We start from the raw sequence: 26669 nt of genomic DNA on the forward strand, positions 1-26669 counted from the left end.
ATGAGCGCGGCTGCGGCGGCAGACGCAGAGGGCACACGGCAGTCTGCTGACATGACACCGGACACGGCACCTGAACCGACGACCCCTCGCCTCCTCGTCCTGCGCGCCCTGGGCCTCGGCGACCTCCTCGCCGGTGTCCCCGCCCTGCGCGCCCTGCGGCGGGCCTACCCGAACCACGAACTCGTCCTGGCCGCGCCCGCCGAACTGGCGCCGGTCACGGAGGCGACGGGGGCCGTGGACCGGCTGCTGCCCGCCTCCGCGCCGGGGCGGGGCGTGCCGCACGCGCTCGACTGGAGCGGTCCGCCCCCGGACGTCGCCGTCGACCTGCACGGCAACGGACCGCCCAGCCACCGCCTGCTCATGGGGCTGCGCCCGCTGAAGCTGCTCGCCTTCGCCCACCCGGACACGCCCGAGATCGACGGCCCGCCCTGGTACGCGGAGGAGCACGAACGCGACCGCTGGTGCCGGCTGCTCCAGGCGTACGGCATCGACGCCGACCCGGGCGACCTGCGCCTGCCCCGCCCGCACACCGCCTCGCCGGCACCCGGCGCGGTCGTGCTGCATCCCGGCGCCGGGTCCCCCGCCCGCTGCTGGCCCGTCGAGCGGTACGCGGCCGTCGCGGACGAGCTGCGCGCCCGGGGCCTGCGGGTCGTCGTGACCGGCGGCGCCGATGAGGGCGACCTCGTGGCCCGGCTCGCCAAGCAGGCCGGCCTGCCCGACACCGACGTGTTCGGCGGCGGCCTCCCGTTCGGCCGGCTGTCCGCGCTCGTGGCGGACGCGTACGCCGTGATCAGCGGCGACACCGGCATCGCCCACCTCGCCGTTGCCCACGCCACGCGCTCCGTCACCCTCTTCGGCCCGGTCGCACCGAGCCGCTGGGGCCCGCCGCCCGGCCCGCGCCACCGCGCGCTGTGGTACGGCCCGGAAGGCGACCCGCACGGCCGCCATCCCGATCCCGCGCTGCTGCGCATCACCCCCGACGACGTCCTGCGCGCCGTCGACGAACTTCCCGGCATCCGACACCCGTGAGGGGCACCGCACGATGACCATCCCGTACCCGGACGCCACGCCCGTCGGCATCGTCATCGCCACCCGCAACCGCTGCGCCGCCCTCGCCGAGGCCCTGAGCCACCTCGTCGCCCTCCCCGAACGACCCCGGATCCTCGTCGCGGACAACGCCTCCACCGACGACACACGCGTCATGCTCGCCCGCGACTTTCCACAGGTCCAGGTCCTGGCGCTGCCGTTCAACCACGGCGCCCTGGCGCGCAACCACGGTGCCCGTGCCCTGGACACCCCCTACGTGGCGTTCAGCGACGACGACTCCTGGTGGGCGCCCGGCGCCCTGACCAGGGCAGCCCGCCTGTTCCAGGAGCATCCGCGGCTCGGCCTCATCGCCGCCCGCACCCTCGTCGGCCCCGGCGCGGACCCCGACCCGCTCAACGAGGTGCTCGCCGCCTCGCCCCTCGGGCAGGCCGCCGACCTGCCCGGCACCCAGGTCCTGGGCTTCCTCGCCTGCGCCTCCGTGGTCCGCCGCAGCGCCTACCTCGACGCGGGCGGCTTCCACCGGCTGCTGTTCTTCGGCGGCGAGGAGACCCTCCTCGCCTACGACATGGCCGCCCGCGGCTGGGGTGTCACCCACTGTCCGGACGTCGTCGCCCATCACCACCCCGCGCCCTCGCCGCGCACCGGCCGCCCGGTCGTCCAGCGGCGCAACGAACTCCTCACCGCCTGGCTGCGCCGGCCCGTGCCCTACGCGCTCGCCCGCACCGGAGCTCTCGCCGCCGAGGCCCGGCACGACGACCACGCCCGGCAGGCCCTGCGCGGGACGCTGGCCCGGCTGCCCGCCGCCCTGCGCGCCCGCAAACCCCTGCCGCCGCACGTCGAGCGGGCCGCGCGCCTGCTGGAGGGAGCCGCCGCATGACCGACAGCCGTACCACCGTCGTCGTCATCACCCACAACCGGCGCCGGGAACTGCTGCGCACGCTCGACCGTCTGGCCGCACTGCCCGAGAACCCACCGGTGATCGTCACCGACAACGGCTCCACGGACGGCACAGCCGGCGCCGTCGCCCGTCATCACCCGTGGGTCCGGCTGCTGCGGCCCGGCCGCAACCTCGGCGCCGTGGGCCGCAACCTGGCGATCCGGCAGGTCAGTACGCCGTACGTCGCCTTCTGCGACGACGACTCCTGGTGGGCGCCGGGCTCGCTGACCGGGGCCGCCGATCTGCTCGACCGGCATCCGGCGCTGGGCTCGGTCACGGCCCGGATCGTCGTCGAACCGGACGGCACCGACGACCCCATCGTCGAGGAACTGCGCGACTCGCCCGTCCCCGGGCCCGATTGGCTGCCCGGACCGGCCCTCGGCTCGTTCCTGGCCGCCGCGACCGTGCTGCGCACCGACGCGTTCCGGACGGCGGGCGGTTTCCATCCGCGGCTGTGGCTGGGCGGCGAGGAGGAGCTGCTCGCCGCGGACCTGGCGGCCGACGGCTGGTGGCTGACGTACGCCGACCACCTGGTGGTGCACCACCACCCGTCCGTGGCCCGGGACGCCACCCTGCGCCGGTCCCACGGCATCCGCAACACCCTGTGGTTCACCTGGCTGCGCCGCCCGGCCGGCCCCGCCCTGCGCCGGACCGTGAACCTGGCCCGCACGGTGCCGCGCGACACCGCGTCCCTGCGCGCCTTCGCCGAAGCGGCGGCCGCCCTGCCGTGGGTCCTGCGCGAACGCCGCGTCCTCCCGCACGAGGTCGAGTCCCGCCTGCGCCTGCTGGAACCGGCCCAGCGCGCCTCGAAGGCCCGCCGCTACACGGGCTGAACCCGCACCGGCGGATGCGGGGCCGGTCCTCGGATCAGGCGGACGATCAGCCCTCGCACCACCGGCACATCAGCCGGAACACGGCGAACAGCGTCGGCGGCCACAGGACGGCGAACGCCCAGATCACCCCCGGTTCGGAGGTGACGATCCCGGCCACCATCAGCCCGACCGACACCGCGAGCAGCACCGCGACGGTCCAGCCGCGGGGGCGGTAGGAGCCGAGGCGGGCCAGCAGCCGGGCGGGGTCGGGGCGGCGGCTCAGGCGCAGGGTGCGCAGCCGGCGGTCGAGGCGGCGGTCGCGGCGCAGCGCGCGTTCCATCTCGTCGAGGATGCGCTGCTCGTTCTCGGGAAGTCGGCCGATGGACACGCGCTTTCTCCTTCCGGGCGGCCGGACCGTCCTGCGTCCCGAGGGGGACGTGCGGCGGGGGACGTACAGCGGGGATTGAGAAGCGGGTGCCCCGTGAGGCCCCGGCGTTAACCGGGGACGGGCCGTGCCAGCGCCTCGACGAGCCGGTCCGCGCTGTCCGGCACGGTGCCTTCACGGAATCCGTCACGGATCTGCCGGGCGGTGACCCGGCCGCCGGTCAGACACCAGTCCCACCAGCGGTCCAACTGCCGCACGTCCAGCCGCTCGGCGGGCACCAGTGCGGGCCAGCCGCAGGCCCGGGCCTGCGCGGTCATCTTCGCGCCGCCTTCGACCGGGTCGACGGCCAGCACCGGGGTGCCGACCCGCAGCGCGATGACCAGCCCGTGCAGCCGGTCGGTGACGACGAGGTCCAGCCGGGCCAGGACGGACTGGAGCTGTGCGGGGGTGGCACTGAGATGCCAGTCGTGTGTGTCGAGCCGCGTCTCCAGCTCCAGCCGGCCGCAGTCCTTCCCGGCCAGCCAGCGCGTCACCTCCTCGGCGACCTGTCCGTGCCGCCGCAGCTCCCCGTACTCGTGCTGCCCGTGCGTCAGGATCACCCCGACGACCGGCCGGGCGGGCGCGTCCGGGGCGCGGGCCGCGAGGTCCTCCACCGGCTCGCTGTCCGGCGCGTCCCGGGGCAGCACCCGGTGGAAGCCGGTCACGGCCGGGCTGGCGGGGTCGATCACCGAGGTGCCGACGGCGATCCGCACACAGTGCGCGAACCGCCGGTGCAGCTCCTCGATCTGCGGCCCGTGCAGCGGGCCGCACACGAACACCAGGTGGGAGTAGTCCCCCGGCCACAGCCGGTCCAGATGCAGTGCCTCGGGACGGAAGCCGGGACTCCAGGCGACGTCGTAGGGGATGCCCGTGCCGAGCAGTACGTCCTCCACCCGGCGCAGGGCCAGCACGTCCCCGGCGGTCGCCTCCCCGTCCCGGAAGCTGAACCACCCGGTCAGCAGAACCTTGCGCGGTCGCATGCCGTCTTGTGTGTGCACATGCCCTGAGTGCCCGCCCATCGGGAAGACAATCAGGGCATTACGGGCGAATGTCCTGTGGTCACTGGGCGTAGAAAGTGGCGTCCGCCCGGTCGGTCGCCGTGCTCACCGCCTGCACGTTCAGCAGGTACTCCCAGTGTCGGACGTATCGCCCCGGGTAGTTGTACGACTCGTACGAGACGCCCGCCGAGTCGGCCAGCCCGGCGCGCCGGTGGAAGGTGGCGTCGGACGCGAACTGCGCGCTGCCGTCGTTCCTCTCCAGCCACACCTCGAAGTTCTTGTGCCGCAGGTAGTAGCCGGGGAGGTTGGCCGACTCCAGCGAGACGGTGCCGCTGCCGGCCAGTCCGGGCACGACCCGGAACTGCGAGTCGGCGAGCTTGGTGACGTTCGCCTCGATCCGGGCCCGGTAGTCGTAGTGGCGGATGAACCGGTCCGGGAAGTTGTACGAGGAGAAGCGCTGCGGGGTGACGCCGTCGGCCACGGGGATGCCGAAGTTCGGGGTGCCGTCGGCGTTCCAGTAGACCTTCTGCACACGGGTGCGGCGGTTGGGGTCGTTGAGCGGGTCGCCGCTGATGTCCTTGTAGCTGCGGTCGTGGTAGACGAGGATGTCGCTCTTCCCGTCCTCGGAGACGGTGAAGGAGTTGTGGCCCGGACCGTACTGGCTGGTCGCGGCGCTGCTGGCGAACACCGGGGTGGGGCTCTTGCTCCAGGACGCCTGGCTGAGCAGGTTCGCGCTCGCGGAGGCGGTGAGCATGCCCAGGCAGTAGTTGCTGTCGGTGGCGCTGGCGGAGTACGTCATGAACACCTTGCCGCCGCGCTGGATGACCGCCGGGCCCTCGTTGACCTTGAAGCCGACGGTCTCCCAGGAGTAGGTGGGCCGCGACAGCATCACCGGGGTGCCGGTGATCGTCCAGGGGTTGGCCATCCTCGCGAGGTAGACGTCGGTGTTGTTGTTCACGGACGGGTCGCGCTGGGCCCAGGCCAGGTAGCGCACGCCGTTCACGACGAACGTGGTGGCGTCCAGGGAGAAGCTCTCCCACTGGGTCTTGATCTGCCCCTTCTCGGTCCAGGTGGCGGTGAGCGGGTTGGCGCCCGTGCCCTCCAGGACGTACATGCGGATCGCCCATATGTCGTTCGTGGCGCCCGCCGCGAAGTACACGTACCACTTGCCGTCGATGAAGTGGATCTCCGGCGCCCAGATGTGGGCCCCCATCACGCCACTGGCGTGCTTGGTCCAGATGGTCGTCTCGGAGGCCGACTTCAGCCCCTGGATGGTGGTGGCCCGGCGCAGCACGATGCGGTCGTACTCGGGGACGGTCGCGGTGAAGTAGTAGTAGCCGTCGGTGTGCTTGAAGATGTGCGGGTCGGCCCGCTTCTCCGCGATCGGGTTGGTGTACGTGACGCCGGGGGAGTCGGGCACGGCGGCCTGCGCGGGCGCGCCCGTGAGGCAGGTCGCGAGGGCGACGAGGACGGCCAGGAGCAGCCGCAGAGCATTGCGTCTCTTACGTCTCAAGGGAGTTCTCCGGATCAGAAGGGGAGTGATCAGGTGGTCAGGTGGTGGGGACGAGCTTCCACTGCTGGCAGTTGTTGTTCAGCCAGGTCCACTGCCGTACGTCGGTCCCGTTCGCCGTGCCGCAGTCCGCCACGTCGGCGACCTTGCCGGTGCTCTCGTTGACGATCCGGACGTGATCACCGCTCGCGGTGAACACCAGCCGGAAGCGCTGGCAGTTGTTGTTCAGCCAGGACCACTGCCGCAGGTCGGCGCCGTCGGCGGCGGAGCACTCGGCGGTGTCCAGCACCTTGCCGGTGGCCACGTTGACCAGCCGGCTGGTGTCGTCGCCCAGGTCCTCGACCTTCCATTTCTGGTTGGCGCCGCCGGTGCAGCTCCACTGGAAGACGTTCGCGCCGTCGGTGCTGCTGCCGCCCGCCACGTCCAGGCACTTGCCGCTGTTGCGGTTGACGAGGGTGTACGCCGTCGGAGTCGCGGCCGTTTCTCCGGACGGGCCGGGGCGTGTGCTGCCGAGGGGGACGGGTGTGCCGAAGTTCGGCGTGCCGTCGGCGTTCCAGGTGAACTTCTGGGCGCGGGTGGTGCGGGCGTTGCCACAGCCGCCGTTCGCCGCGGAGTTGGCGTGGTAGACGATCCAGTTCTCGGTGCCGTCGGGCGAGGTGAAGAAGCCGTTGTGCCCGGGGCCGTACACACCGGCCGCGTCGTCGCGCTGGAAGACCGGTGTCTGCTTCTTCGTCCAGGACGCCGGGTTCAGCGGGTCGGCGCCGGTGAGCTCGAGCAGGCCGAGCTTGTAGTCGGCCGTCTGGCAGGAACTCGCGCTGTACGTGAGGAAGGTGCGGCCGTTCCGGTAGAGCGGCTCGGGCGCTTCGTTGACGGGGGACCCGGACCGCTCCCAGCTCAGCGTCGGGCTGGAGACGACGGTGAAGGTGCTGCTCGCGAGGGTGTACGGATTGCTCATCGGCGCGATGACCAGGCTCTGCGTACCGCCGTTCACGAAGCCGCTTCCGACGAGGTACAGCCGCCCGTTCGCCTGGAGCACACTCGCGTCGATCAGCCAGCCGCCCGGCGTGAGGTTCGACCCGGTCAGCGACCCCTTGTAGGTGTAGGGGCCCATCGGGTCGGAACCGGCGCTCTCCAGGACATGGGTGCGCTGCGAGTCGCAACAGGCCACGCCGCTCCGGCCGGCGGAGTAGTAGAGGTACCAGCGGCCGTTCAGGAAGTGGATCTCCGGCGCCCAGATGTTGGTGTTGCGGGTCGCGGTGGTGTCCGACCACACCTGGACGCTGGGCGCGGTGGCGAGCCCGGCCAGGGTCGGCGACTTCCGCATCGCGAGGACGCCGGTGAACGTCGTGGTGATCAGGTAGTAGTCGCCCTCGTGGTACGTCAGCCAGGGGTCGGCACCCTTGGCCGACTTGAGCGGGTTGGTGTAGGGGCGCCCGTCCGCCGCGGACGCCGGCAGCGTCGCCCCCGCGAGGGCGAGGAGCAGGGCGAGCACGCAGACGAGCAGGGGACCGCGGCGCTTGGCCGCAGGGGGAGTCCGGAGCATCCGAGCCGCCTCTATCCGAGTCTATGTCCGTCATTTCGAACGCAGTTCGTGAATTCGATCAGAAGATAAGTGGGGCTCTTACCCCCGTCAACGGTTTGCGCAGGTGTGACATGCGAGGCAGGCCGGGGCGGTCATCGACGTGAAAACCATGTTCACCTAGCATGGTGTGCCGACGGACGCGCCGGTCGAGCAGGGAGTCCAGTGGTGGGCGAAGCGGAGGAGAGCCCGGCCGTGGAGCGCATCCACACGCCGGGGCTGCGCAGCACGTGGCAGCGCCGGGCCGTGCTCGACACCCTGGGCCGCTGCCACGAGTTCGTCTCCGCGCGGGAACTGCACGCGCTGCTGGCCGACTCCGGCAGCACCGTCGGGCTCACCACCGTCTACCGCACCCTGCGCGAACTGGACCGCGCCGGGTTGGTCGACGTCGTACGCGACGAGGGCGGCGAGCGGCTCTACCTGGGGCGGCCGGCCGGAGAGCACCGCCACTACCTCATCTGCCGCCGCTGCGGCCGCAGCCGGCCCGTGGACGCGGAGACGGTCGAGGAGTGGGCCGCCCGGCTCGCCGAGACCACGGGCTTCACGGAACTGGAGCACACCCTCGAACTGAGCGGCGTCTGCGGCCCTTGCGGGCGCGGGCCGGTCACGGCGTCCTGCCCGCCGCCCCGCCCGGCCGGCCGGTCAGCCGGGGAAGCGGGCGGTGCCCGTCAGGACGCGTACGTCGAGGTCGGTGACCGAGTCCGCGGTGAGCCGGGCGGTGAACTCGGCCCGAACCCGCTCGACGGCGGCCGGTGACAGCCCGTCCAGCATGCGGCGCGCCCCGCTGCCGGTGGCCAGTTCCCAGCCCGTCTCCGGGGACAGCGGGGCGTCGAACCGCCGCTGTACGACCTGCGGTTCGCTGCCGCCGAGGTCCGTCAGCCAGGCCGCGAGGGTGTCGGCGGTGTCGATGCGGGCCAGCTGCTCCATCTGTGGCGGGCGGGGCAGGTCGCGCTCCGTCAGGACCGCGCCCCGGAGCGCCGTCTGCCAGCCGCTGAGCGCGCCCTTCTCCCAGACCGTCACGACGAACCGGCCACCGGGACGCAGCATCCGCGTCAGCGCGGCGGAGTCCCGGTCCATGTCCGGGAAGAAGAACACCCCGAGTCCGCACTGCACGACGTCGTAGCCGGGGCCGGGCACGGGCCACGAGGTGACCTCGTGGCGGTGGAAGCGGATGTTCGCCAGGCCCTCCTCGCGCGCCCGGCGCTCCCCGATCGCCAGCAGCCCGTCCGCGAGATCCACGGCGTCCACCCGGCCCGCCGCCCCCACGGCCCGCGCGGCCGGCAGCGCCGACGCCCCGGCCCCGCAGCAGGCGTCCAGCACCGACTCACCGCCGGTCAGGGCGGCCACGTCCGCCGTCGCCCCGCCGACCGGGTCCCACAGCACCCGGGACCAGCTGTGAAACTCCTCCGCCCCCGCGCTGAAGACGTCTCCGACGGTGTTCTCTCCGGTGGTCATGCGTGACCGCCCCCTCGTTTTCGGCCGAGTCTAGGTTCAGGGCGCCCGGGGCCGCACGGCGATTTCCGTCATCCCAAGGGAAGTTGAGGCAGCTCCTCCGGTGCGATCCGTGCGGCGGGAGGCGGGGCGGTCGTGGTCCGGGGGATCACATGGGTGGGCAGCACGACGTGCCGTTCGCGGTCCCCGCCGGGGTCGTTGACGAGCGACAGCGCCATCTCCCCGGCCTCCCGGCCGATCGCCGAGGGCGACTGGGCCACGGTGGTCAGGTCGAACCACTGGGCCACCGGCTGGTCGTCGAAGCCGACGACGGACACCTGCCCGGGCACCTCGACGCGCGTCGCGCGCAGGGTCCAGATCACGGCGACGGCCACCTCGTCCTGCTCGGCGAAGACCGCGGTGGGCGGCTCCCGCAGCCCCAGCAGCCTGCCGACCGCCTCGGCGGCGCCGCGCTTGTCGCCCGCCGGGGTGGCGACCACGAGATCGTCGTCGAGGGGCAGGCCCGCCTCGGTCAGCGCCTGCCGGTAACCGACCAGCCGCTCCTGCGAGCTGAAGGAGAAGCCGCCGGTGCCCACCGTCCGTACGTAGGCGATCCGGCGGTGGCCGAGGTTGAGCAGGTGCCGGGTGCCGCGCAGGGCACCGGCCACGTCGTCGACGTAGACGCTCGGGCGTCCGTCGACGTGCTGGCTGACGTACACGACCGGCATGCCGAGGCCGTCCAGCCGGGCGGTCTCCTCCTCGGTGAGGTCGAAGGAGAACACCAGCAGCGCGTCCGCGTTGCGCCGCGCGGGGAGACGCTCGAAGAACGCCGTGCGCTCGGCCATGCCGGGGATCACATAGACCGTCAGTTCCATGCCGGCCGCCCGCAGGACGAGGGCGAGACCCGACAGGGCCGCGCCCACGAACCACGAACTGAGCGTGGGCACCAGCACCGCGACGCTGCACGTCCTGCCCGTCACGAGGCTGGCGGCGTGACGCGAGACCGCGAAGTTCAGCTCCCGGGCGGCCCGTTCGACGCGGGCGCGGACCTCCGGCGAGACGGTGGACAGGCCGCGCAGGGTGCGCGAGACCGTGGAGGTGGAGACCCCGGCCCGTTCGGCGACGTCAGCCATCGTGGGGTGCCGCTGACCTGGTGGCATGCGCCCGGACGCTAGCACAGGAACACCGCCGTGCACGGCACTTGGTGACAGCGCTGTCTCACCGAGTTCTTGCCTTCTTACCACGGTGTGACGCATTGACTTCCCGACGTGGCGCTCCTAGCGTGCAAGCGTTGTCTCGACAGGTTCGAAGTCGCCCCGGAGGGACGCCTCTTATCCGCAGTGACCTGCTGTTTTTATCAGCGGAATGCCGTGGCAACGCAATCTCATGACCAAATCCATTCCGGGGGAACAGACACGACTTCGGTACGTCACGACCAGGAGAGACAGTGAAGACCAGCACCGCCAGAGCGATTCAGTGTTCCGCAGCGCTCGCCGCCGCCGGACTCCTCCTCACCGCCTGCGGCTCGTCCGGCGGCAGCGGCTCCGGACAGTCCGCGCAGGCCGCACCGGTGTCGTTCAAGGGCCGCGGCCCCATCACCTACGTCGCCGGCAAGGACACCACCGGCACCGTCCAGACGATCATCGCCCGCTGGAACAAGGCACACCCCAAGGAGAAGGTCACCTTCATCCAGCTGCCGACGGACGCCGACTCGCAGCGCCAGCAGATGATCCAGAACGCGGAGACGAAGTCCGACGCCTACACGGTGCTCGCCACCGACGTCGTGTGGACCTCGGAGTTCGCCGCCCACCAGTGGATCGAGCCGCTGCCCGCGAACCAGTTCCCGCTCGGCAAGATGCTCCAGCCGGTGGTGCAGACCGGCCAGTACCGCGGCAAGCTCTACGCCGTCCCCGCCAGCTCCAACGGCGGCCTGCTGTTCTACCGCACCGACCTGCTGAAGAAGGCCGGCGTCACCCGACCGCCCACCACCTGGGCCCAGATGACCGCCGACTGCGCCGAGGTCAAGAAGCTGCCCGAGGCCAAGACCATGTCCTGCTACGCCGGGCAGTTCCAGAAGTACGAGGGCCTCACGGTGAACTTCGCCGAGGCCGTGAACTCCGCCGGCGGCCGGATCGTCGACGCGAGCGGCAAGCCCGACGTCGACACCCCGCAGGCCAAGAAGGGCCTGGACTTCCTCGTCCGCTCCTTCAAGGACAAGACCATCCCCAAGGAGGCCATCACCTACCAGGAGGAGGACGGCCGCCAGGCGTTCCAGGCCGGCAAGCTGATCTTCCTGAACAACTGGCCGTACGTGTACTCCCTCGCCCAGAAGAGCGCCATCAAGGGCAAGTTCGCGGTCGCGCCCCTGCCCGGCCTGACCGGCCCCGGCGCCTCCAGCCTCGGCGGCTCCGACCTGGCCCTGTCCTCCTTCGCCAAGAACAAGGCCACGGCGCTGGACTTCATGAAGTTCTTCACCAGCGAGGAGAGCGCGACCTACTTCCTCAAGAACGCCTCCCTCGCCCCGCCCTACGCCGACCTCTACGACAACGCGTCGCTGGACAAGCAGTATCCGTACCTGCCCGACCTCAAGCAGTCGATCACGAAGGCCGTGCCGCGCCCGCGCGTCGTGCAGTACGGCGACGTGACCGCCGCGATCCAGAACGAGGTCTACGCCGCGCTCACCGGCAAGAAGAGCAGCGCACAGGCGCTGAAGGACCTCCAGGGGGACCTTCAGAAGCTGACGGCACAGTGAGGCCGCGGGTCATGGCCGACACCGCGATCCCGCCCGACACCGCCCCGCACCAGCCCGGGACGGCGGCCCGCCGCCGCCCCGGGCGGCCCCCGGCACCCGAACGCCCCCGGCGTCACCCACGCTCCCGGGCCACCGCGGGCACCGGCCGTCTGGCCGCGCTCCTGGTCTCCCCGACGCTGCTGGTGCTGACGGTCGTCGTGCTCTACCCGACGCTCATGGCACTCGACGAGTCCCTGTACGGGCCCAAGGGACTGGACCCCAGGACCGGATTCATCAGCAACACCGAGCCGTTCGTCGGGCTGAAGAACTACACCGACATCTTCACCCAGGCCGGCGACCGCTTCTGGAACGCCTTCTGGAACACCACCTTCTTCACCGTCGTCACGGTGTCGCTGGAAACCGTGATCGGCATCGCCATGGCACTCATCATGCACCGGGCCTTCCGGGGCCGATCCGTGGTGCGGGCCAGCATCCTCGTGCCCTGGGCGATCCCCACGGCCATCTCCGGGCTGCTCTGGAAGTGGATCTTCAACGCCGACGGGATCGCCAACGTCCTCCTCGGGCACCAGGTCCTGTGGACCGCCGACGGCTTCTCCGCCAAGATCGCGGTCGTCATCGCCGACGTGTGGAAGACCGCCCCCTTCATCGGCCTGCTCGTCCTGGCCGGCCTCCAGGTGATCCCGAAGGAGGTCTACGAGGCGGCCCGGCTCGACGGGGCGAGCGCCCTCCAGCAGTTCTGGCGCATCACCCTGCCGCTGGTGAAGCCCGCGCTGCTGGTGGCGGTACTGTTCCGCTGCCTGGACGCACTGCGGATGTTCGACCTGCCCTACATCCTCATCGGCGCCCAGAAGGGCTCCGTCGAGACACTGTCGATGCTCGCGCAGAACGAGGCGTCCAACGTCCGCTTCGGACCCGCCTCCGCGTACGCGGTTCTCCTCTTCCTCTATGTCTTCCTCGTCGCGCTCGCCTTCGTCCGGCTGCTCGGCGCCGACCTCATCGGGGGCGCCGGCGGGACGAAGAAGCACAAGAGCCACGCGGTCGGGGTGCCAAGGCGCCGCGTCCGGGAGGTGACGGCATGAGCCTCGCGGCCAAGTGGCGGCAGTGGCTGCCCCATCTGGGCATCGCCGTGGTGGTGGCCTACTGCCTGGCCCCGTTCTACTGGATGCTGGTCTCCAGCCTCCGTGGCACGGACGACATCTTCAGCACCTCCCTGTTCCCCTCCCCGCTGTCGTTCGAGAACTACCGGTCGGTGTTCAGCCCGGCCCAGGGCTTCACCAGGGCGCTGCTCAACAGCCTGATCGTCGCCGGGATCACGACCGCGATGTCGCTCCTGCTGGCCCTCTTCACCGCGTACGCGATGGCGCGGCTGGAGTTCCGCTTCAAGCGGCTGATCCTCACCCTGATCATCGCCACCTCCATGTTCCCGGTGGTCTCGATCGTCGTCCCGCTGCTGAAGCTGTTCACCGACATCGGCTGGATCAACACCTACCAGTCCATGATCGTGCCCAGCATGTCCTTCACGCTGCCGCTGGCGGTGTGGAACCTGACCACGTTCTTCCGGCAGATGCCGGACGAGCTGGAGCACGCCGCCATGGTCGACGGCTGCACCCGCGGCCAGGCCTTCCGCAAGGTCATCGTCCCGCTCGCCGCGCCAGGCATCTTCACCACCGCGATCATCACCTTCATCGCCGCCTGGAACGAGTTCCTCATCGCCCTGTCGATGACCAACAAGCCCAGCATGCAGACCGCGACCGTCGCCATCTCCAAGTTCTCGGGAGCGACGACGTACCAGACCCCGTTCGGCAGCCAGATGGCAGCGGGCGTCGTGGTGACCATTCCGCTGGTCGTGATGGTGCTGGTCTTCCAGCGCCGAATCGTCGCCGGGCTCACGGCCGGCGCGGCCAAGTAGACCCGCCCCCACGCACAAGGAGCCACAGCACGTGTCCTTCACCGCACCCTGGTGGCGCAGCGCCGTCATCTACCAGGTCTACATCCGCAGCTTCGCCGACGACAACGGCGACGGCGTCGGCGACATCGCCGGCATCCGCTCCCGGCTGCCCTATCTGAAGTCCCTCGGCGTGGACGCCATCTGGATCAACCCCTGGTACGAGTCCCCCATGGCCGACCACGGCTACGACGTCGCCGACTTCCGCGCCATCGACCCGCGCTTCGGCACCCTGGCCGACGCCGAGCAGCTCATCAGCGAAGCCCACGAGCACGGCATCCGCGTCATCCCCGACATCGTGCCCAACCACACCTCCGACCAGCACGCCTGGTTCCAGGAGGCGTTGGCGGCCGGGCCGGGCAGTCCGGAACGCGGGCGCTACGTCTTCCGCTCCGGCCGCGGAGCGGACGGCGCCGAACCCCCGAACGACTGGGTCTCCTGCTTCGGCGGCCCGGCCTGGACCCGGCTGCCCGACGGCGACTGGTACCTGCACCTGTTCGCACCCCAGCAGCCCGACCTCAACTGGCAACACCCGGAAGTCCGTGCCGAGTTCGAGTCGATCCTGCGATTCTGGTTCAGCCGGGGCGTCGACGGCTTCCGCATCGACGTCGCCCACGGCCTGATCAAACACCCCGAACTCCCCGACCTGCCGCCCCGCGCCGAACCCGCGGTGACGGGCCCGCTCACCCGCCGGGACGAGATCCGGCAGCACCTCGACCATCCGCACTGGGACCGCGACGAGGTGCACGAGATATACGGGGCCTGGCGCAAGGTCGCCGACGAGTTCCCCGGCGACCGCTCCTTCGTCGCCGAGGCCTGGGCGGACACACCGGAGCGGCTGGCGGCGTACGTCCGCCGGGATGGCCTCCACACGGCGTTCAACTTCGACTTCCTCATGTGCGGTTGGGACGCCAAGGACCTGCGGGCCGTCATCGACGACTCCCTCGCCATGCTCGGCGCGGTCGGTGCTCCGGCCACCTGGGTCCTCTCCAACCACGACGTCATGCGCCACCCCAGCCGCTACGGCCGTACCGCCGGGCGGAGCTGGATGGCCAACGCGCGCTACGAACCCGACGGCGCCCCGGACCTCGACCTGGGCACTCGGCGTGCCCGGGCCGCCGCCCTGCTGATGCTCGCCCTGCCCGGCGGCGCCTACGTCTACCAGGGTGAGGAACTCGGCCTCCCCGAGGTCGAGGACCTGCCCGAATCCGCCCTCCAGGACCCGATCTGGGAGCGCTCCGGCCACACCGACCGCGGCCGCGACGGCTGCCGTGTGCCCATCCCCTGGTCGGGCGAGGCGGCCCCCTACGGTTACAGTCCCGACGACGCGACGGCCGAGCCCTGGCTGCCGCAGCCCTCCGGCTGGGCCGGCCTGAGTGTCGAGGCCCAGACCGGTGACCCGGCCTCCATGCTGGAGCTCTACCGCACGGCCCTGCGCGTCCGCCGCGACCACCCCGCCCTCGGCGACGGCACGATGACGTGGCTGGACGCCCCCGAGGGGGTACTGGCCTTCAGCCGCGACCCCGGCTTCGTGTGCGTGGTCAACCTCTCCGCCGAGCCGTACGAGCTGCCCGCACACTCCGAGCTGCTCCTGGCAGGCGGACCGCTTCAGGACGGTGTGCTGGGGCCCGACCAGGCGGTGTGGCTGACGGTGTAGCAAGATCCTAGGGTGGAGGTATGGCTCGCACGGCGGAGGAGAGTCCCGTCTCGCTCACGGTCCGGCCGGCGGCACCGGCGCTCGCCCCGCTGATCGGTGCGCTCGGTTATGCCGAGGGCTGTTTCGCGCACTCCGCCGAGTTGGCCCTGCCGACAGGCGGGGCACAGCTGCTCGTGAACCTCGACCGGGACGCCCTGTGCTCGTCGGACAGGCGGACCCGGGGTGCGGCACTGCAGGGGCCGTACACCGAGCCGGCCGTGATCGACCCGGCGCCCACGCTCGACCAAGCCGCAGCAGTACCAACCCCACAGGAGATCCAGAAGCGCACGACCGACCTGTTCACCTGACGAGTTCGCCGTACGGCGGTCAGCGTGTCCGCGCGACCGGCTCGCCCTCCTCCGCCGCCGCCGTGGTGGCCGCCCGGTCGCCCGGGTGGCGCAGGGCGCACAGGAAGCCGATGCGCAGGACGATGGCCATGCCCTGAACACCCACTGGTTGGCCTCGGCGAAGTCCATGCGGACGGCGCTCATGGCGTCCCGTGTCGCGTCGGCGGCGGGGCCGGTGCCGGTGGGCGGCCGGAAGTCGTCCGCGAGACGCCCGCCGAGGGCGAAGAACGCCGCCCCCGGGCGCGTGCTGCTCACGGAGTCAGTCCGCGCACGGCGTCGCCCTACGTATCAGGGTCGCTTCCGCCCCACCCGGCACACCGCTACCCCCGAATGCGCCTCACGGCAACCCCTCGGCGGTGTGAGGACCACCTCCTCGGCCATGTGACCGCGGCCCGCCGCCGATGCCGCGTCGAAGGTGCAGGATGCGGGCACCAAGGAGGACAGGCACCCCGAACGACAGAGAGGCAGACGATGGTCCCAGCGGAATCGGAACCCCAGCGGATCGGCATACCCGCCGAGTCCACCGCGGGCGAGACGAGGGTGGCGGCGACGCCGGCCACCGTGGGGAGACTCGCCGCGCTCGGATACGAGGTGGTGGTCGAACCCGGGGCGGGAGCCTCGTCCCGCTTCTCCGACGCGGCGTACGAGGAGGCCGGAGCCCGGCTCGGCGACCCGTGGCAGGCGGAGATCGTGCTCAAGGTGAACGGCCCCTCCAGCGAGGAGATCGGCCGGCTGCGGGACGGGGCGACGCTGATCGCGCTCATCGGCCCCGCGCTGCACCCGGAGCTGGTCGACGAGCTCGCGCGGCGGCCGATCACCGTCCTCGCCATGGACGCCGTGCCGCGTATCTCGCGCGCCCAGTCCCTGGACGTCCTCAGCTCGATGGCGAACATCGCCGGATACCGGGCCGTGGTCGAGGCCGCGCACGCCTTCGGCCGTTTCTTCACCGGCCAGGTGACCGCCGCCGGCAAGGTGCCGCCCGCCAAGGTGCTGGTGGCCGGTGCCGGTGTGGCCGGACTCGCCGCGATCGGCGCCGCCCGCAGTCTCGGCGCCGTGGTCCGCGCCACCGATCCCCGGCCCGAGGTCGCCGAACAGGTCCGCTCGCTGGGCGGGGAGTTCCTGACGGTGGGCGTCGAGCAGGAGGTGAGCACCGACGGCTACGCGCGGGCCACCTCGGAGGACTACGACCGGCTCGCCGCGCAGCTGTACGCCGAGCAGGCCGCCGACGTCGACATCGTCATCACCACCGCCCTCATCCCGGGCCGCCCGGCGCCGAGGCTGATCACCGCCGAGGACGTCGCGCGGATGAAGCCCGGCAGCGTGATCGTCGACATGGCGGCGGCCCAGGGCGGCAACGTCGAGGGCACGGTCGCCGGGAAGGCGGTCGTCACCGACAACGACGTGACGATCATCGGCTACACCGACCTGCCCGGCAGGCTCCCGGCCCAGGCCTCGCAGCTGTACGGCACCAACGTCGTCAACCTGATGAAGCTGCTCACCCCCGGTAAGGACGGCCGTCTCGTCCTCGACTTCGACGACGTGGTGCAGCGGTCGATGACCGTGGTCCGCGACGGCGAGGAGACCTGGCCGCCGCCCCCGGTCCAGGTGTCCGCCGCACCCGCCCCGGCCGGCGGCACGGAACCGGCCGCGCTCTCCGCCCCGCCGGCGAAGCCCGCGCGCCCCGCGTGGTCCTCGTACGCCCTCGTCGGTGCGGGGGCGCTCGCGCTGTTCCTCGTGACGGCCTTCTCACCGAGCCAACTCATCGGCCACTTCACGGTGTTCGTGCTGGCCATCGTCATCGGCTTCTACGTCATCGGTAACGTCCACCACGCGCTGCACACCCCGCTGATGTCGGTCACGAACGCCATCTCCGGGATCGTCGTGGTCGGCGCGCTGCTCCAGATCGGGCACGGGAACACCGCCGTCACCGTGCTGTCGTTCGCCGCGATCCTGCTGGCGAGCATCAACATCTTCGGCGGATTCGCCGTCACCCGCCGGATGCTCGGCATGTTCTCGAAGGGCTGATCACGGATGACCACAGTCACGGCCTCAGAAGCCGCCTACGTCGTCGCCGCGCTGCTGTTCATCCTCAGCCTCGCCGGGCTCTCGCAGCACCGGACCTCCCGCTCGGGAGTCGTCTGGGGCATCGCGGGCATGGTGGTGGCCCTGGCCGCCACCGTCGGTCTCGCCTCGGAGAGCGTCACCGCCACCGGGCTCGTGCTGATCGCCGTCGCCACGTCCGTCGGCGCGGGCATCGGACTGTGGCGGGCCCGGGTGGTCGAGATGACCGGCATGCCGGAGCTGATCGCCATCATGCACAGCCTCGTCGGCCTCGCCGCCGCGTTCGTCGGCTGGAACGGCTACCTCGACGTCGACGCCGGGGGCCACGGCGGTGAGGAGCTCACCGGTTCGCTGCTCGGCATCCACCACGCCGAGGTGTTCATCGGGGTGTTCATCGGCGCCGTCACCTTCACGGGCTCGGTCGTCGCGTACCTGAAGCTCTCGGCACGCATCAACTCCCGCCCGCTCACCCTGCCCGGCAAGCACGTCCTCAACGTGGGCGCCCTGGTCGCGTTCGTCGCGCTCACCGTCGCGTTCGTGGCACGCCCCCACATCGGCCTGCTCATCGCGGTCACCGTCATCGCGCTCGCCCTGGGCGCGCACCTGGTCGCCTCCATCGGCGGCGGTGACATGCCGGTGGTCGTCTCCATGCTCAACAGCTACTCCGGCTGGGCCGCCGCCGCCTCCGGCTTCCTGCTCGCCAACAACCTGCTGATCGTCACCGGCGCGCTGGTCGGCTCCTCCGGTGCCTACCTGTCCTACATCATGTGCAAGGCGATGAACCGCTCCTTCCTCTCGGTGATCGCGGGCGGCTTCGGGACGCCGGCCGCGGCGGCCGACGACGGCGAGCACGGGGAGCACCGGGAGATCAGCGCGGAGGAGACCGCGGAACTCCTGCGCGACGCCTCCTCGGTGATCATCACGCCGGGCTACGGCATGGCGGTCGCCCAGGCCCAGTACCCGGTCGCCGAACTGGCGCGCAAGCTGCGCGAGCGGGGCGTCGAGGTGCGCTTCGGCATCCACCCGGTCGCCGGCCGGCTGCCCGGGCACATGAACGTGCTGCTCGCCGAGGCGAACGTGCCGTACGACATCGTCCTGGAAATGGACGAGATCAACGACGACTTCGCCAGTACCTCGGTCGTCCTGGTCATCGGCGCCAACGACACCGTCAACCCGGCCGCCACCGACAACCCGGCCAGCCCCATCGCCGGGATGCCCGTGCTGCACGTGTGGGAGGCGGCCGACGTGGTCGTCTTCAAGCGGTCCATGGCCGCCGGGTACGCCGGTGTGCAGAACCCGCTGTTCTTCCGCGAGAACACCCAGATGCTCTTCGGCGACGCCAAGCAGCGCGTGGAGGACATCCTGCGCAGCCTGGACGCCCTCGACACGCCCGTCCGGGAGATGGCCGGCACCACGCGCTGAAGGACGCCACCTCAGTCCGCGCTCTGCGCCGGGTCGGCCGTCACCCTGCGCAGCAGCGGCCTGTCGCCGCCGGTCGCGGCGAGGATCGCCGGCGCGCCGGCGGTCACGCAGACGGCGAGCCGGAGCGCGCCGGCGCCGTCGACGGTGGCGCCGGCCGCCTCGTTGTGGCCCCCGGCGGGCCGGGTGAGCCCGGCCAGGGTGTGCCGGCCAGGGTGTGCAGGAGCGTGGACGTGCCGGAGCCGGACGGGCCCATGAGGGCCGGCGAGTCCCGCTCGCCGACCTCGACGTCCACGCCGTCCAGCGCGGCGGTGGAGCGTACTTCTTCGTGAGGCCGTGGCCGGCCAGGACGGTGCTCATGACCCGGTGTGCTCCCGGGTAGGTGTCAGCGCTCGAACTTCCAGGTCACCCGCGGTGTCGCGGGGTTTCCCTCGACCTTGATCACGCGCACGGGAATCGAGACCCGCTCGCCCCCGGCCCGCGCCGTGCACGTCCCGGTCGCACCGGCCACCGCCTTGAGATGAGCGGGGCAGGACACCTCGTCGATGTCCTTCCCGACCCAGGGCAGGGGGTGGTACCAGCCCTCGATACGGGCCTGAAGGATCGTCCTCTCCACTGCCGGGTGGCCGTCCACCTTCACGTGGGGCTGCCCGGGGTGGGGGTCGATCGTGGTGTGCTGCACGTCCTTGGCGGCCAGCAGATGGGTGAGGACCCCGCCCACGGCGGCCATGGCGGCCACGCCACCGACGGCACCGACGAGGAAACCGCGCTGCATCTCGTACTCCTGGGGTGATCTGGGTGATCGGGCAGAGGAAGTGGCTCCACTCTCACCCGGGTACGCGGGCGCGCGCCTCGGCTGTTCGGCCAGAGCACGGAAGCGCCGCCGCACCGGCCCTCGGCCGTTCGGCCGATCACTCGCCGGCGGCCGGGATCCCCGGGGCACGCAGAAGGCCGGCCCGGCACTGGTGGGTGCCGGCCCGGCCTTCTCCCTGCCGTCCCCGTGTCTCACGGGGCACCCGAACCGATCAGTCGTTGCCGGACTCCATCGCGGCGCGGTCCAGCCACGCGTCCTCGTCGGAGACCGCGCCCCGGGAGGCGATGGCCTCGGCGCCGCCCTGCGGCAGCTCCGGCATGGTGCCGATCAGCCCGGTCGCGGCCGCCTGGGAGGCGCCGATGGTCGGGCTGCCGGTGCCGATCAGGCCGATACCGGCGTACTGCTCCAGCTTGGCGCGGGAGTCGGCGATGTCCAGGTTGCGCATGGTGAGCTGGCCGATCCGGTCCACCGGGCCGAACGCGGAGTCCTCGGTGCGCTCCATGGACAGCTTGTCCGGGTGGTAGCTGAACGCCGGGCCGGTCGTGTCGAGGATCGAGTAGTCCTCACCGCGCCGCAGCCGCAGCGTCACCTCGCCGGTGACGGCGGCGCCGACCCACCGCTGCAGCGACTCGCGGATCATCAGCGCCTGCGGGTCCAGCCAGCGGCCCTCGTACATCAGCCGGCCGAGCCGCCGTCCCTCGGTGTGGTACTGGGCGAGGGTGTCCTCGTTGTGGATCGCGTTGACCAGACGCTCGTACGCGGCGTGCAGCAGGGCCATGCCCGGGGCCTCGTAGATGCCGCGGCTCTTGGCCTCGATGATCCGGTTCTCGATCTGGTCCGACATGCCGAGGCCGTGCCGGCCGCCGATGGCGTTGGCCTCCATGACCAGGTCGACGGGGGAGGAGAACTCCTTGCCGTTGATCGTCACGGGGCGGCCCTGCTCGAAGCCGATCGTCACGTCCTCGGCGGCGATGTCGACCTCGGGGTCCCAGAACCGCACGCCCATGATCGGCTCGACGGTCTCGACGCCGGTGTCCAGGTGCTCCAGGGTCTTCGCCTCGTGCGTGGCGCCCCAGATGTTGGCGTCGGTGGAGTACGCCTTCTCCGTGCTGTCGCGGTAGGGCAGCCCGTGGGCGAGCAGCCACTCCGACATCTCCTTGCGGCCGCCGAGCTCCGTCACGAAGGCCGCGTCCAGCCAGGGCTTGTAGATCCTGAGGTGCGGGTTGGCGAGCAGGCCGTAGCGGTAGAACCGCTCGATGTCGTTGCCCTTGAAGGTCGAGCCGTCGCCCCAGATCTGGACGTTGTCCTCCAGCATCGCCCGGACCAGCAGCGTGCCCGTGACGGCACGGCCGAGCGGCGTGGTGTTGAAGTACGCCCGCCCGCCCGAGCGGATGTGGAACGCCCCGCAGGTCAGCGCGGCCAGGCCCTCCTCGACCAGCGCGGCACGGCAGTCGACCAGACGCGCGATCTCGGCACCGTAGGTCTTCGCACGGCCGGGCACCGAGGCGATGTCGGGCTCGTCGTACTGACCGATGTCGGCGGTGTAGGTGCACGGGACGGCGCCCTTGTCGCGCATCCACGCGACCGCGACGGAGGTGTCGAGACCGCCCGAGAAGGCGATGCCGACGCGCTCGCCGGCGGGCAGGGAGGTGAGGACCTTGGACATAGAAAGAGTATGTATCACTTTGCATATTCATGCAAGCTGGGTGTGCGGAATCCCCATCCCCACTGTTTCCGCTCAGGAACTCTCCGAGCCGGACCCTCCGAGCGCCCCCAGAATCCGCTCCGCCGCCAGCGTCGGAGTCAGCTCGCCCTCCCGGACCCGCTCCTCCAGGACCGGCGCCAGCGCCCGGACCGCCGGATCGGCGTGCAGGCGGCCGAGGAGCTCCTCGCGGACCATGGTCCAGGTCCAGTCGACCTGCTGGTCACGCCGCTTGGCGGTGAGGCGGCCGGTGGAGTCCAGCAGCGTGCGGTGCTGCTCCAGGCGCTCCCACACCGTGTCCAGGCCGCTCGACTCACGGGCGCTGCAGCTGAGCACGGGCGGGGTCCAGAACGCGTCCTTGCCGTGCATCAGCCGCAGCGCGCCCGCCAGTTCCCGCGCGGCGGCCCGGGCGTCCCGCTCGTGCGGGCCGTCCGCCTTGTTCACGGCGATCACGTCGGCCAGTTCCAGGACGCCCTTCTTGATGCCCTGGAGCTGGTCGCCCGTGCGGGAGAGGGTGAGCAGCAGGAAGGAGTCGACCATGTTCGCGACCGCGGTCTCGGACTGCCCGACGCCGACCGTCTCCACCAGGACGACGTCGTAGCCCGCCGCCTCCATCACCACGATCGACTCGCGGGTGGCCTTGGCGACCCCGCCCAGCGTGCCCGCGGTGGGGGAGGGGCGGACGAACGCCGCCGGGTCCACTGCCAGGCGTTCCATGCGCGTCTTGTCGCCGAGGATCGAGCCGCCGGTACGGCTGGAGGACGGGTCGACGGCGAGCACCGCCACCCGGTGTCCGAGCCCCGTCAGCATCGTGCCGAACGCGTCGATGAACGTCGACTTGCCCACGCCCGGCACCCCGCTGACCCCGATCCGCCGGGCCCGCCCGCTGTGCGGCAGCAGCTCGGTCAGCAACTCCTGGGCCAGCACCCGGTGCTGAGGGCGGGTCGACTCGACGAGCGTGATGGCCCGGGCGATGATCGCCCGCTTCCCGTCGAGTACGCCCTTCACATACGCGTCGACATCGATCACAGGTCGTGCCCGAGTCCGTCCGACAGTCGCTTCACCAGGTCGTACGCCGCGTCCGGGATCACCGTCCCGGGCGGGAAGACCGCCGCCGCGCCCATCTCCAGCAGCGTCGGCACGTCCTGCGGCGGGATCACCCCGCCGACCACGATCATGATGTCCTCGCGCCCCTCCTCGGCGAGCTGCTCGCGCAGCGCCGGGACGAGGGTGAGGTGACCGGCCGCCAGCGAGGAGACGCCGACGATGTGCACGTCCGCCTCGACGGCCTGCCGGGCCACCTCGGCGGGGGTCTGGAACAGCGGGCCGACGTCCACGTCGAAGCCGAGGTCGGCGAAGGCGGTCGCGATCACCTTCTGGCCGCGGTCGTGGCCGTCCTGGCCCATCTTCGCGACCAGGATGCGCGGGCGGCGGCCCTCGGCCTCCTCGAAGTCGGAGACCAGGGCCCGGGTGCGGTCCACGGACGGGGACTCCCCTGCTTCGTTTCGGTACACGCCGGAGATCGTACGGATCTGGCTCGCGTGCCGGCCGTACACCTTCTCCAGGGCGTCGGAGATCTCCCCGACGGTCGCCTTCGCGCGGGCCGCGCGCACCGCCAGCTCCAGCAGGTTGCCCTCGCCGGCGGCGGCCCGGGTCAGCGCGTCCAGCGCGTCCTGGCAGGCCGTCTCGTCCCGCTCCGCTCGCAGCCGCCGCAGCTTCTCGATCTGCTGGGCCCGCACGGAGGAGTTGTCGACCTTCAGGACGTCGATCTGCTCGTCGGTCTCGACGCGGTACTTGTTGACGCCGATGACCGGCTGCCGCCCGGAGTCGATCCGGGCCTGGGTGCGGGCCGCCGCCTCCTCGATGCGCAGCTTGGGAATGCCCGCGTCGATGGCCTTGGCCATGCCGCCCGCGGCCTCGACCTCCTGGATGTGCTGCCAGGCCCGCCGCGCGAGGTCGTACGTCAGCCGCTCGACGTAGGCGCTGCCGCCCCACGGGTCGATCACCCGGGTCGTGCCGGACTCCTGCTGGAGCAGCAGCTGCGTGTTGCGGGCGATGCGCGCCGAGAAGTCGGTGGGCAGGGCCAGCGCCTCGTCGAGGGCGTTGGTGTGCAGCGACTGCGTGTGTCCCTGCGTCGCCGCCATCGCCTCCACGCACGTGCGCGTCACGTTGTTGAACACGTCCTGCGCGGTCAGCGACCAGCCGGAGGTCTGCGAATGGGTACGCAGGGACAGGGACTTGGCGTTCTTCGGGTCGAACTGCCGCACCAGCTTCGCCCACAGCAGGCGCGCCGCCCGCAGCTTGGCGACCTCCATGAAGAAGTTCATGCCGATCGCCCAGAAGAACGACAGCCGGGGCGCGAACGCGTCCACGTCCAGGCCGGCTTCACGGCCCGCCCGGATGTACTCCACGCCGTCCGCGAGCGTGTACGCCAGCTCCAGGTCGGCCGTCGCACCCGCCTCCTGGATGTGGTAGCCGGAGATGGAGATGGAGTTGTAGCGGGGCATCCGCTGCGAGGTGAAGGCGAAGATGTCGGAGATGATCCGCATCGACGGCTTCGGCGGATAGATGTAGGTGTTGCGGACCATGAACTCCTTGAGGATGTCGTTCTGAATGGTCCCGGCCAGCTTCTCCGGTGGTACTCCCTGCTCCTCCGCCGCCACGATGTACAGCGCCAGCACCGGCAGCACCGCGCCGTTCATCGTCATCGACACCGTCATCTTGTCCAGCGGGATCCCGTCGAACAGCTGCCGCATGTCGTAGATCGAGTCGATGGCCACGCCCGCCATGCCGACGTCACCGGTCACGCGCGGGTGGTCGCTGTCGTAGCCCCGGTGCGTGGGCAGGTCGAAGGCGACCGACAGGCCCTTCTGCCCGGCCGCGAGGTTGCGCCGGTAGAAGGCGTTGGACTCCTCGGCCGTGGAGAAACCGGCGTACTGGCGGATCGTCCAGGGCTGGTTGACGTACATCGTCGGGTACGGGCCGCGCAGATACGGCGCCGCGCCCGGATACGTCTCCAGGAAGTCCAGGCCCTCCAGGTCACGCCCGGTGTACAGCGGCTTGACCGCGATGCCCTCCGGGGTCTCCCAGAGCAGGTCGTCACCGCCGGAGGCGTTCTTGACCGCCGTACGCCACTCGTCGGGGCCGCCGTCGGAGGCCGGGGTGCCCAGCTCGATCCCGGAGAAGTCGGGGACGGAACGGTCGGAGGGGGCGGTCATCAGGACACTCCCATGCGGTCGAGGGTCGCGGAGAGCACGGCCACGGCATCGCAGCCCGCGAAGACGTACGCGTCGACACCGGCGTACTGCCCGGGACGGCCCGCGAGGAACACGTGCCGCGCACCGGCGGCCTTCAGGGCCTCGGCGGTGGTCTCGGCCTGCTCCTCGTACAGCGCGTCGCTGGAGCACAGCACGGCCTCCGTCGCGCCGCTGTCCTCGAAGGCGCCGTCCGTGACGGGCTCGATGCCGCCCGCCTGGAAGAGGTTCGAGGCGAAGGTGAGGCGCGCGGTGTGGGCGGCGGCCGGGCCGATCGCGGCGAGGAAGACCCGGGGCCGGGAGCCGGTCGCGGCGAGGTGGGCGTCGGAGCGGGCGCGCAGCGCCTCGAACTCCTCGTCGCGGCGCACCCGAGGCAGCCCGCCGGACGGCGGCTCGGGTGCGCTCTCGCGGACCACCGGCTTCTCCGCGAGATACGGGAACTCGCTGACACCCGTGACGGGCTCGCGCCGCTTCGCCAGCTTCGTGCGGCGGGCCTGCCAGGTCTCGGCCAGGTCCTGCGCGAGGTCCCCCGACCGCAGGGCCGCCGCCTGACCGCCCAGCCGCTCGATCCGCCGGAAGAACTCCCAGCCCGCGTGGGCGAGTTCGTCGGTGAGCCGCTCCACGTACCAGGAGCCGCCCGCCGGGTCGATCACCCGGGCCAGATGCGACTCCTCGATGAGGATCGTGGAGGTGTTGCGGGCGATACGGCGCGCGAACGCTTCCGACAGACCGAGGGCGTGGTCGAAGGGCAGCACGGTGACCGCGTCGGCCCCGCCCGCCCCGGCGGCCAGCGTGGCGATGGTCGTGCGCAGCATGTTCACCCACGGATCGCGGCGCGTCATCATCACCGGGGAGGTCACGACGTGCTGGAGCTGCGCCCCCGCACGCGGCGCCCCGCAGACCTCGGCCACCCGCGCCCACAGCCGGCGCGCGGCCCGCAGCTTGGCGATCGTCAGGAACTGGTCGGCGGTCGCCGCGTACCGGAACTCCAGCTGCGCACAGGCCTGTTCGACGCTCAGCCCGGCCCCGGTGAGGTCTCGCAGATACGCCACGCCCGTGGCCAGCGAGCAGCCCAGCTCCTGGGCGGCCGAGCCGCCGGCCTCGTGATACGGCAGGGCGTCCACGGTCAGTGCCCGCAGCCCCGGGTACCCCTCGGCACACAGCCGCGCGAGCTCCATCGCCGGAGCGACGTCGCCCTCCTGCCCGCTCCGGGCCTCCTGGCCCAGCGGGTCGGCGCCCAGATTGCCGCGCGCCGCCTCCCGGGCGACACCGCGCTGCTCGTACAGCCGCAGCAACTCCCGCGCGGCGGCGTCGGAGTCACGCCCCGCGTCGAGGACGACGGGGGCGAGGTCGAGATGGACGCCGTCGAGGACCCGGCCGAGCTCCGGCACCGGGATGCCGCCTTCCCCCACGGCCAGCCACAGGGAGGTGACGCCGTTCTCGAGGTCCGCGAGCACCGCGCCGCCGTCGGCCACCGTGTGCCGCTGCCGTACGTCCCAGCCGCCGAGCGTGTTCCCCTCGGCCCGGCCACCCCGCACAAAGGGGGCGAACCCGGGCAGGCCCGGCTCGGGCGCGGCGTCGTGCGCGGTGTAGAGAGGCCGGGTGCGCAGCCCGTCCTCCAACGCGGTGGACAGGGCTTCCTCGGCCTCGGCGCCCTCCACTTCCTTGCCCGACTTGCGCAGCACACCCGCCACAAGGCGCTGCCACTGCTCATGGGGCACATCAGGGAAGTCGCCGGCCAGCTCGAGCCCGTCGTCAGGCAGGACCGTCATGCTCGGATGCTAGGACACGGACACAGAGGAGCAGCAGTGGGCGAGGCTGTGACCTTTCCCTCGCCGTTTCTGTGATCCCGATCTCCCTTGCGGGGAGGGGTTCACAGGGCAACCGGACAGGGAGCAGCTTCCGACAGGGAGCCGCCCTACGACAAGGAGCGTGCACGCC

General features: G+C 71.6%; 22 protein-coding genes and 2 pseudogenes. 11 read left to right on the forward strand and 13 right to left on the reverse strand.

Translation table 11 applies throughout. From position 1 onward, the window contains the following. The first annotated feature begins 51 nt into the window (after nucleotides 1–51). Genes HDA41_RS31625 through HDA41_RS31635 form a run of 3 tightly spaced genes read left to right on the forward strand, consistent with a single transcriptional unit; the run spans nucleotide 52 to nucleotide 2817 of the window. Entirely contained in the window at nucleotides 52–1029 is a 978-nt protein-coding gene (locus tag HDA41_RS31625) for a glycosyltransferase family 9 protein (protein ID WP_184990009.1), read from the forward strand. Between the two features lie 13 nt (nucleotides 1030–1042). Beyond that, nucleotides 1043–1924, forward strand: a complete 882-nt coding sequence (locus HDA41_RS31630; RefSeq protein WP_184990011.1) for a glycosyltransferase family 2 protein — start codon at nucleotides 1043–1045, stop codon at nucleotides 1922–1924. Beyond that, a complete protein-coding gene (locus HDA41_RS31635; RefSeq protein WP_184990013.1) occupies nucleotides 1921–2817 on the forward strand; it encodes a glycosyltransferase family 2 protein in 897 nt (298 codons plus the stop codon). Before HDA41_RS31630 ends, HDA41_RS31635 begins: the two co-directional genes overlap by 4 nt. A 46-nt stretch (nucleotides 2818–2863) precedes the next feature. Here HDA41_RS31635 and HDA41_RS31640 read toward each other — a convergent pair whose 3' ends face one another. From HDA41_RS31640 to HDA41_RS31655, 4 genes are all read right to left on the reverse strand, one after another. Beyond that, nucleotides 2864–3184, reverse strand: a complete 321-nt coding sequence (locus HDA41_RS31640; protein ID WP_184990015.1) for a DUF3040 domain-containing protein — start codon at nucleotides 3182–3184, stop codon at nucleotides 2864–2866. A gap of 107 nt (nucleotides 3185–3291) precedes the next feature. After that, nucleotides 3292–4200 carry a polysaccharide pyruvyl transferase family protein gene (locus tag HDA41_RS31645; RefSeq protein ID WP_184990017.1) on the reverse strand — a complete coding sequence of 303 codons (909 nt, stop codon included), beginning with the start codon at nucleotides 4198–4200 and terminating at the stop codon, nucleotides 3292–3294. 79 nt (nucleotides 4201–4279) lie between these two features. After that, on the reverse strand, nucleotides 4280–5695 hold the full coding sequence (locus tag HDA41_RS31650; protein ID WP_184993897.1) for a family 43 glycosylhydrolase: 1416 nt from the start codon (nucleotides 5693–5695) through the stop codon (nucleotides 4280–4282). Between the two features lie 73 nt (nucleotides 5696–5768). Further along, a complete protein-coding gene (locus tag HDA41_RS31655) occupies nucleotides 5769–7271 on the reverse strand; it encodes a family 43 glycosylhydrolase (protein ID WP_184990019.1) in 1503 nt (500 codons plus the stop codon). A gap of 204 nt (nucleotides 7272–7475) precedes the next feature. Here HDA41_RS31655 and HDA41_RS42390 point away from each other — a divergent pair, with 204 nt between their 5' ends. Beyond that, the gene (locus HDA41_RS42390) at nucleotides 7476–8063 is read left to right on the forward strand and encodes a Fur family transcriptional regulator (RefSeq protein ID WP_184990021.1); all 588 of its coding nucleotides are present in this window, start codon (nucleotides 7476–7478) and stop codon (nucleotides 8061–8063) included. Here the strand turns inward: HDA41_RS42390 and HDA41_RS31665 are convergent. Then, nucleotides 7950–8762, reverse strand: coding sequence for a class I SAM-dependent methyltransferase (locus HDA41_RS31665; protein ID WP_230299535.1), 813 nt, complete (start codon nucleotides 8760–8762; stop codon nucleotides 7950–7952). The two genes, HDA41_RS42390 and HDA41_RS31665, sit on opposite strands and share 114 nt — an antisense overlap. Before the next feature lie 68 nt (nucleotides 8763–8830). Next, nucleotides 8831–9871 carry a LacI family DNA-binding transcriptional regulator gene (locus tag HDA41_RS31670; RefSeq protein WP_184993901.1) on the reverse strand — a complete coding sequence of 347 codons (1041 nt, stop codon included), beginning with the start codon at nucleotides 9869–9871 and terminating at the stop codon, nucleotides 8831–8833. A 314-nt stretch (nucleotides 9872–10185) separates the two neighbouring features. Here HDA41_RS31670 and HDA41_RS31675 point away from each other — a divergent pair, with 314 nt between their 5' ends. The 5 genes from HDA41_RS31675 to HDA41_RS31695 are packed head-to-tail and all read left to right on the forward strand — an operon-like array spanning nucleotide 10186 to nucleotide 15439. Beyond that, entirely contained in the window at nucleotides 10186–11490 is a 1305-nt protein-coding gene (locus tag HDA41_RS31675) for an ABC transporter substrate-binding protein (RefSeq protein ID WP_184990023.1), read from the forward strand. Nucleotides 11491–11501: 11 nt separating this feature from the next. Further along, nucleotides 11502–12569, forward strand: coding sequence for a carbohydrate ABC transporter permease (locus tag HDA41_RS31680; protein WP_184990025.1), 1068 nt, complete (start codon nucleotides 11502–11504; stop codon nucleotides 12567–12569). Next, the gene (locus HDA41_RS31685; RefSeq protein ID WP_184990027.1) at nucleotides 12566–13399 is read left to right on the forward strand and encodes a carbohydrate ABC transporter permease; all 834 of its coding nucleotides are present in this window, start codon (nucleotides 12566–12568) and stop codon (nucleotides 13397–13399) included. Before HDA41_RS31680 ends, HDA41_RS31685 begins: the two co-directional genes overlap by 4 nt. 31 nt (nucleotides 13400–13430) lie before the next feature. Beyond that, on the forward strand, nucleotides 13431–15092 hold the full coding sequence (locus tag HDA41_RS31690) for a glycoside hydrolase family 13 protein (RefSeq protein WP_184990029.1): 1662 nt from the start codon (nucleotides 13431–13433) through the stop codon (nucleotides 15090–15092). A 20-nt stretch (nucleotides 15093–15112) separates the two neighbouring features. After that, nucleotides 15113–15439: a hypothetical protein gene (locus tag HDA41_RS31695; RefSeq protein ID WP_184990031.1), complete on the forward strand. Its 327-nt coding sequence runs from the start codon at nucleotides 15113–15115 to the stop codon at nucleotides 15437–15439. Between the two features lie 19 nt (nucleotides 15440–15458). On the opposite strand, the pseudogene HDA41_RS31700 reads toward HDA41_RS31695, so the two are convergent. Further along, nucleotides 15459–15676: pseudogene (locus HDA41_RS31700) on the reverse strand (MFS transporter); the annotation flags it as partial. Between the two features lie 273 nt (nucleotides 15677–15949). Here HDA41_RS31700 and HDA41_RS31705 point away from each other — a divergent pair. Together HDA41_RS31705 and pntB are read left to right on the forward strand one after the other, a co-directional pair. After that, nucleotides 15950–17503 carry a Re/Si-specific NAD(P)(+) transhydrogenase subunit alpha gene (locus HDA41_RS31705; protein ID WP_184990033.1) on the forward strand — a complete coding sequence of 518 codons (1554 nt, stop codon included), beginning with the start codon at nucleotides 15950–15952 and terminating at the stop codon, nucleotides 17501–17503. A gap of 6 nt (nucleotides 17504–17509) precedes the next feature. Further along, nucleotides 17510–18961, forward strand: a complete 1452-nt coding sequence (pntB, locus tag HDA41_RS31710) for a Re/Si-specific NAD(P)(+) transhydrogenase subunit beta (protein ID WP_184990043.1) — start codon at nucleotides 17510–17512, stop codon at nucleotides 18959–18961. 190 nt (nucleotides 18962–19151) lie between these two features. On the opposite strand, the pseudogene HDA41_RS42805 reads toward pntB, so the two are convergent. The 6 genes and pseudogenes from HDA41_RS42805 to HDA41_RS31735 all read right to left on the reverse strand — a co-directional run. After that, nucleotides 19152–19318 (reverse strand): annotated as a pseudogene (locus HDA41_RS42805) (ABC transporter ATP-binding protein); the annotation flags it as partial. A 25-nt stretch (nucleotides 19319–19343) separates the two neighbouring features. Beyond that, the gene (locus tag HDA41_RS31715; RefSeq protein ID WP_184990045.1) at nucleotides 19344–19733 is read right to left on the reverse strand and encodes a DUF4333 domain-containing protein; all 390 of its coding nucleotides are present in this window, start codon (nucleotides 19731–19733) and stop codon (nucleotides 19344–19346) included. A 250-nt stretch (nucleotides 19734–19983) separates the two neighbouring features. Further along, on the reverse strand, nucleotides 19984–21438 hold the full coding sequence (argG, locus tag HDA41_RS31720; protein WP_184990047.1) for an argininosuccinate synthase: 1455 nt from the start codon (nucleotides 21436–21438) through the stop codon (nucleotides 19984–19986). 72 nt (nucleotides 21439–21510) lie between these two features. Next, nucleotides 21511–22503, reverse strand: a complete 993-nt coding sequence (meaB, locus tag HDA41_RS31725; RefSeq protein ID WP_184990049.1) for a methylmalonyl Co-A mutase-associated GTPase MeaB — start codon at nucleotides 22501–22503, stop codon at nucleotides 21511–21513. After that, the gene (gene scpA, locus HDA41_RS31730) at nucleotides 22500–24692 is read right to left on the reverse strand and encodes a methylmalonyl-CoA mutase (RefSeq protein ID WP_184990051.1); all 2193 of its coding nucleotides are present in this window, start codon (nucleotides 24690–24692) and stop codon (nucleotides 22500–22502) included. The genes meaB and scpA overlap by 4 nt, the downstream gene beginning before the upstream one ends. After that, nucleotides 24692–26500 carry a methylmalonyl-CoA mutase family protein gene (locus tag HDA41_RS31735; protein WP_184990053.1) on the reverse strand — a complete coding sequence of 603 codons (1809 nt, stop codon included), beginning with the start codon at nucleotides 26498–26500 and terminating at the stop codon, nucleotides 24692–24694. The genes scpA and HDA41_RS31735 overlap by 1 nt, the downstream gene beginning before the upstream one ends. Nucleotides 26501–26669: the final 169 nt, after the last annotated feature.

The sequence above is a fragment of the Streptomyces caelestis genome (assembly GCF_014205255.1).
In the GTDB taxonomy this organism is placed as follows: Bacteria; Actinomycetota; Actinomycetes; order Streptomycetales; family Streptomycetaceae; genus Streptomyces; species Streptomyces caelestis.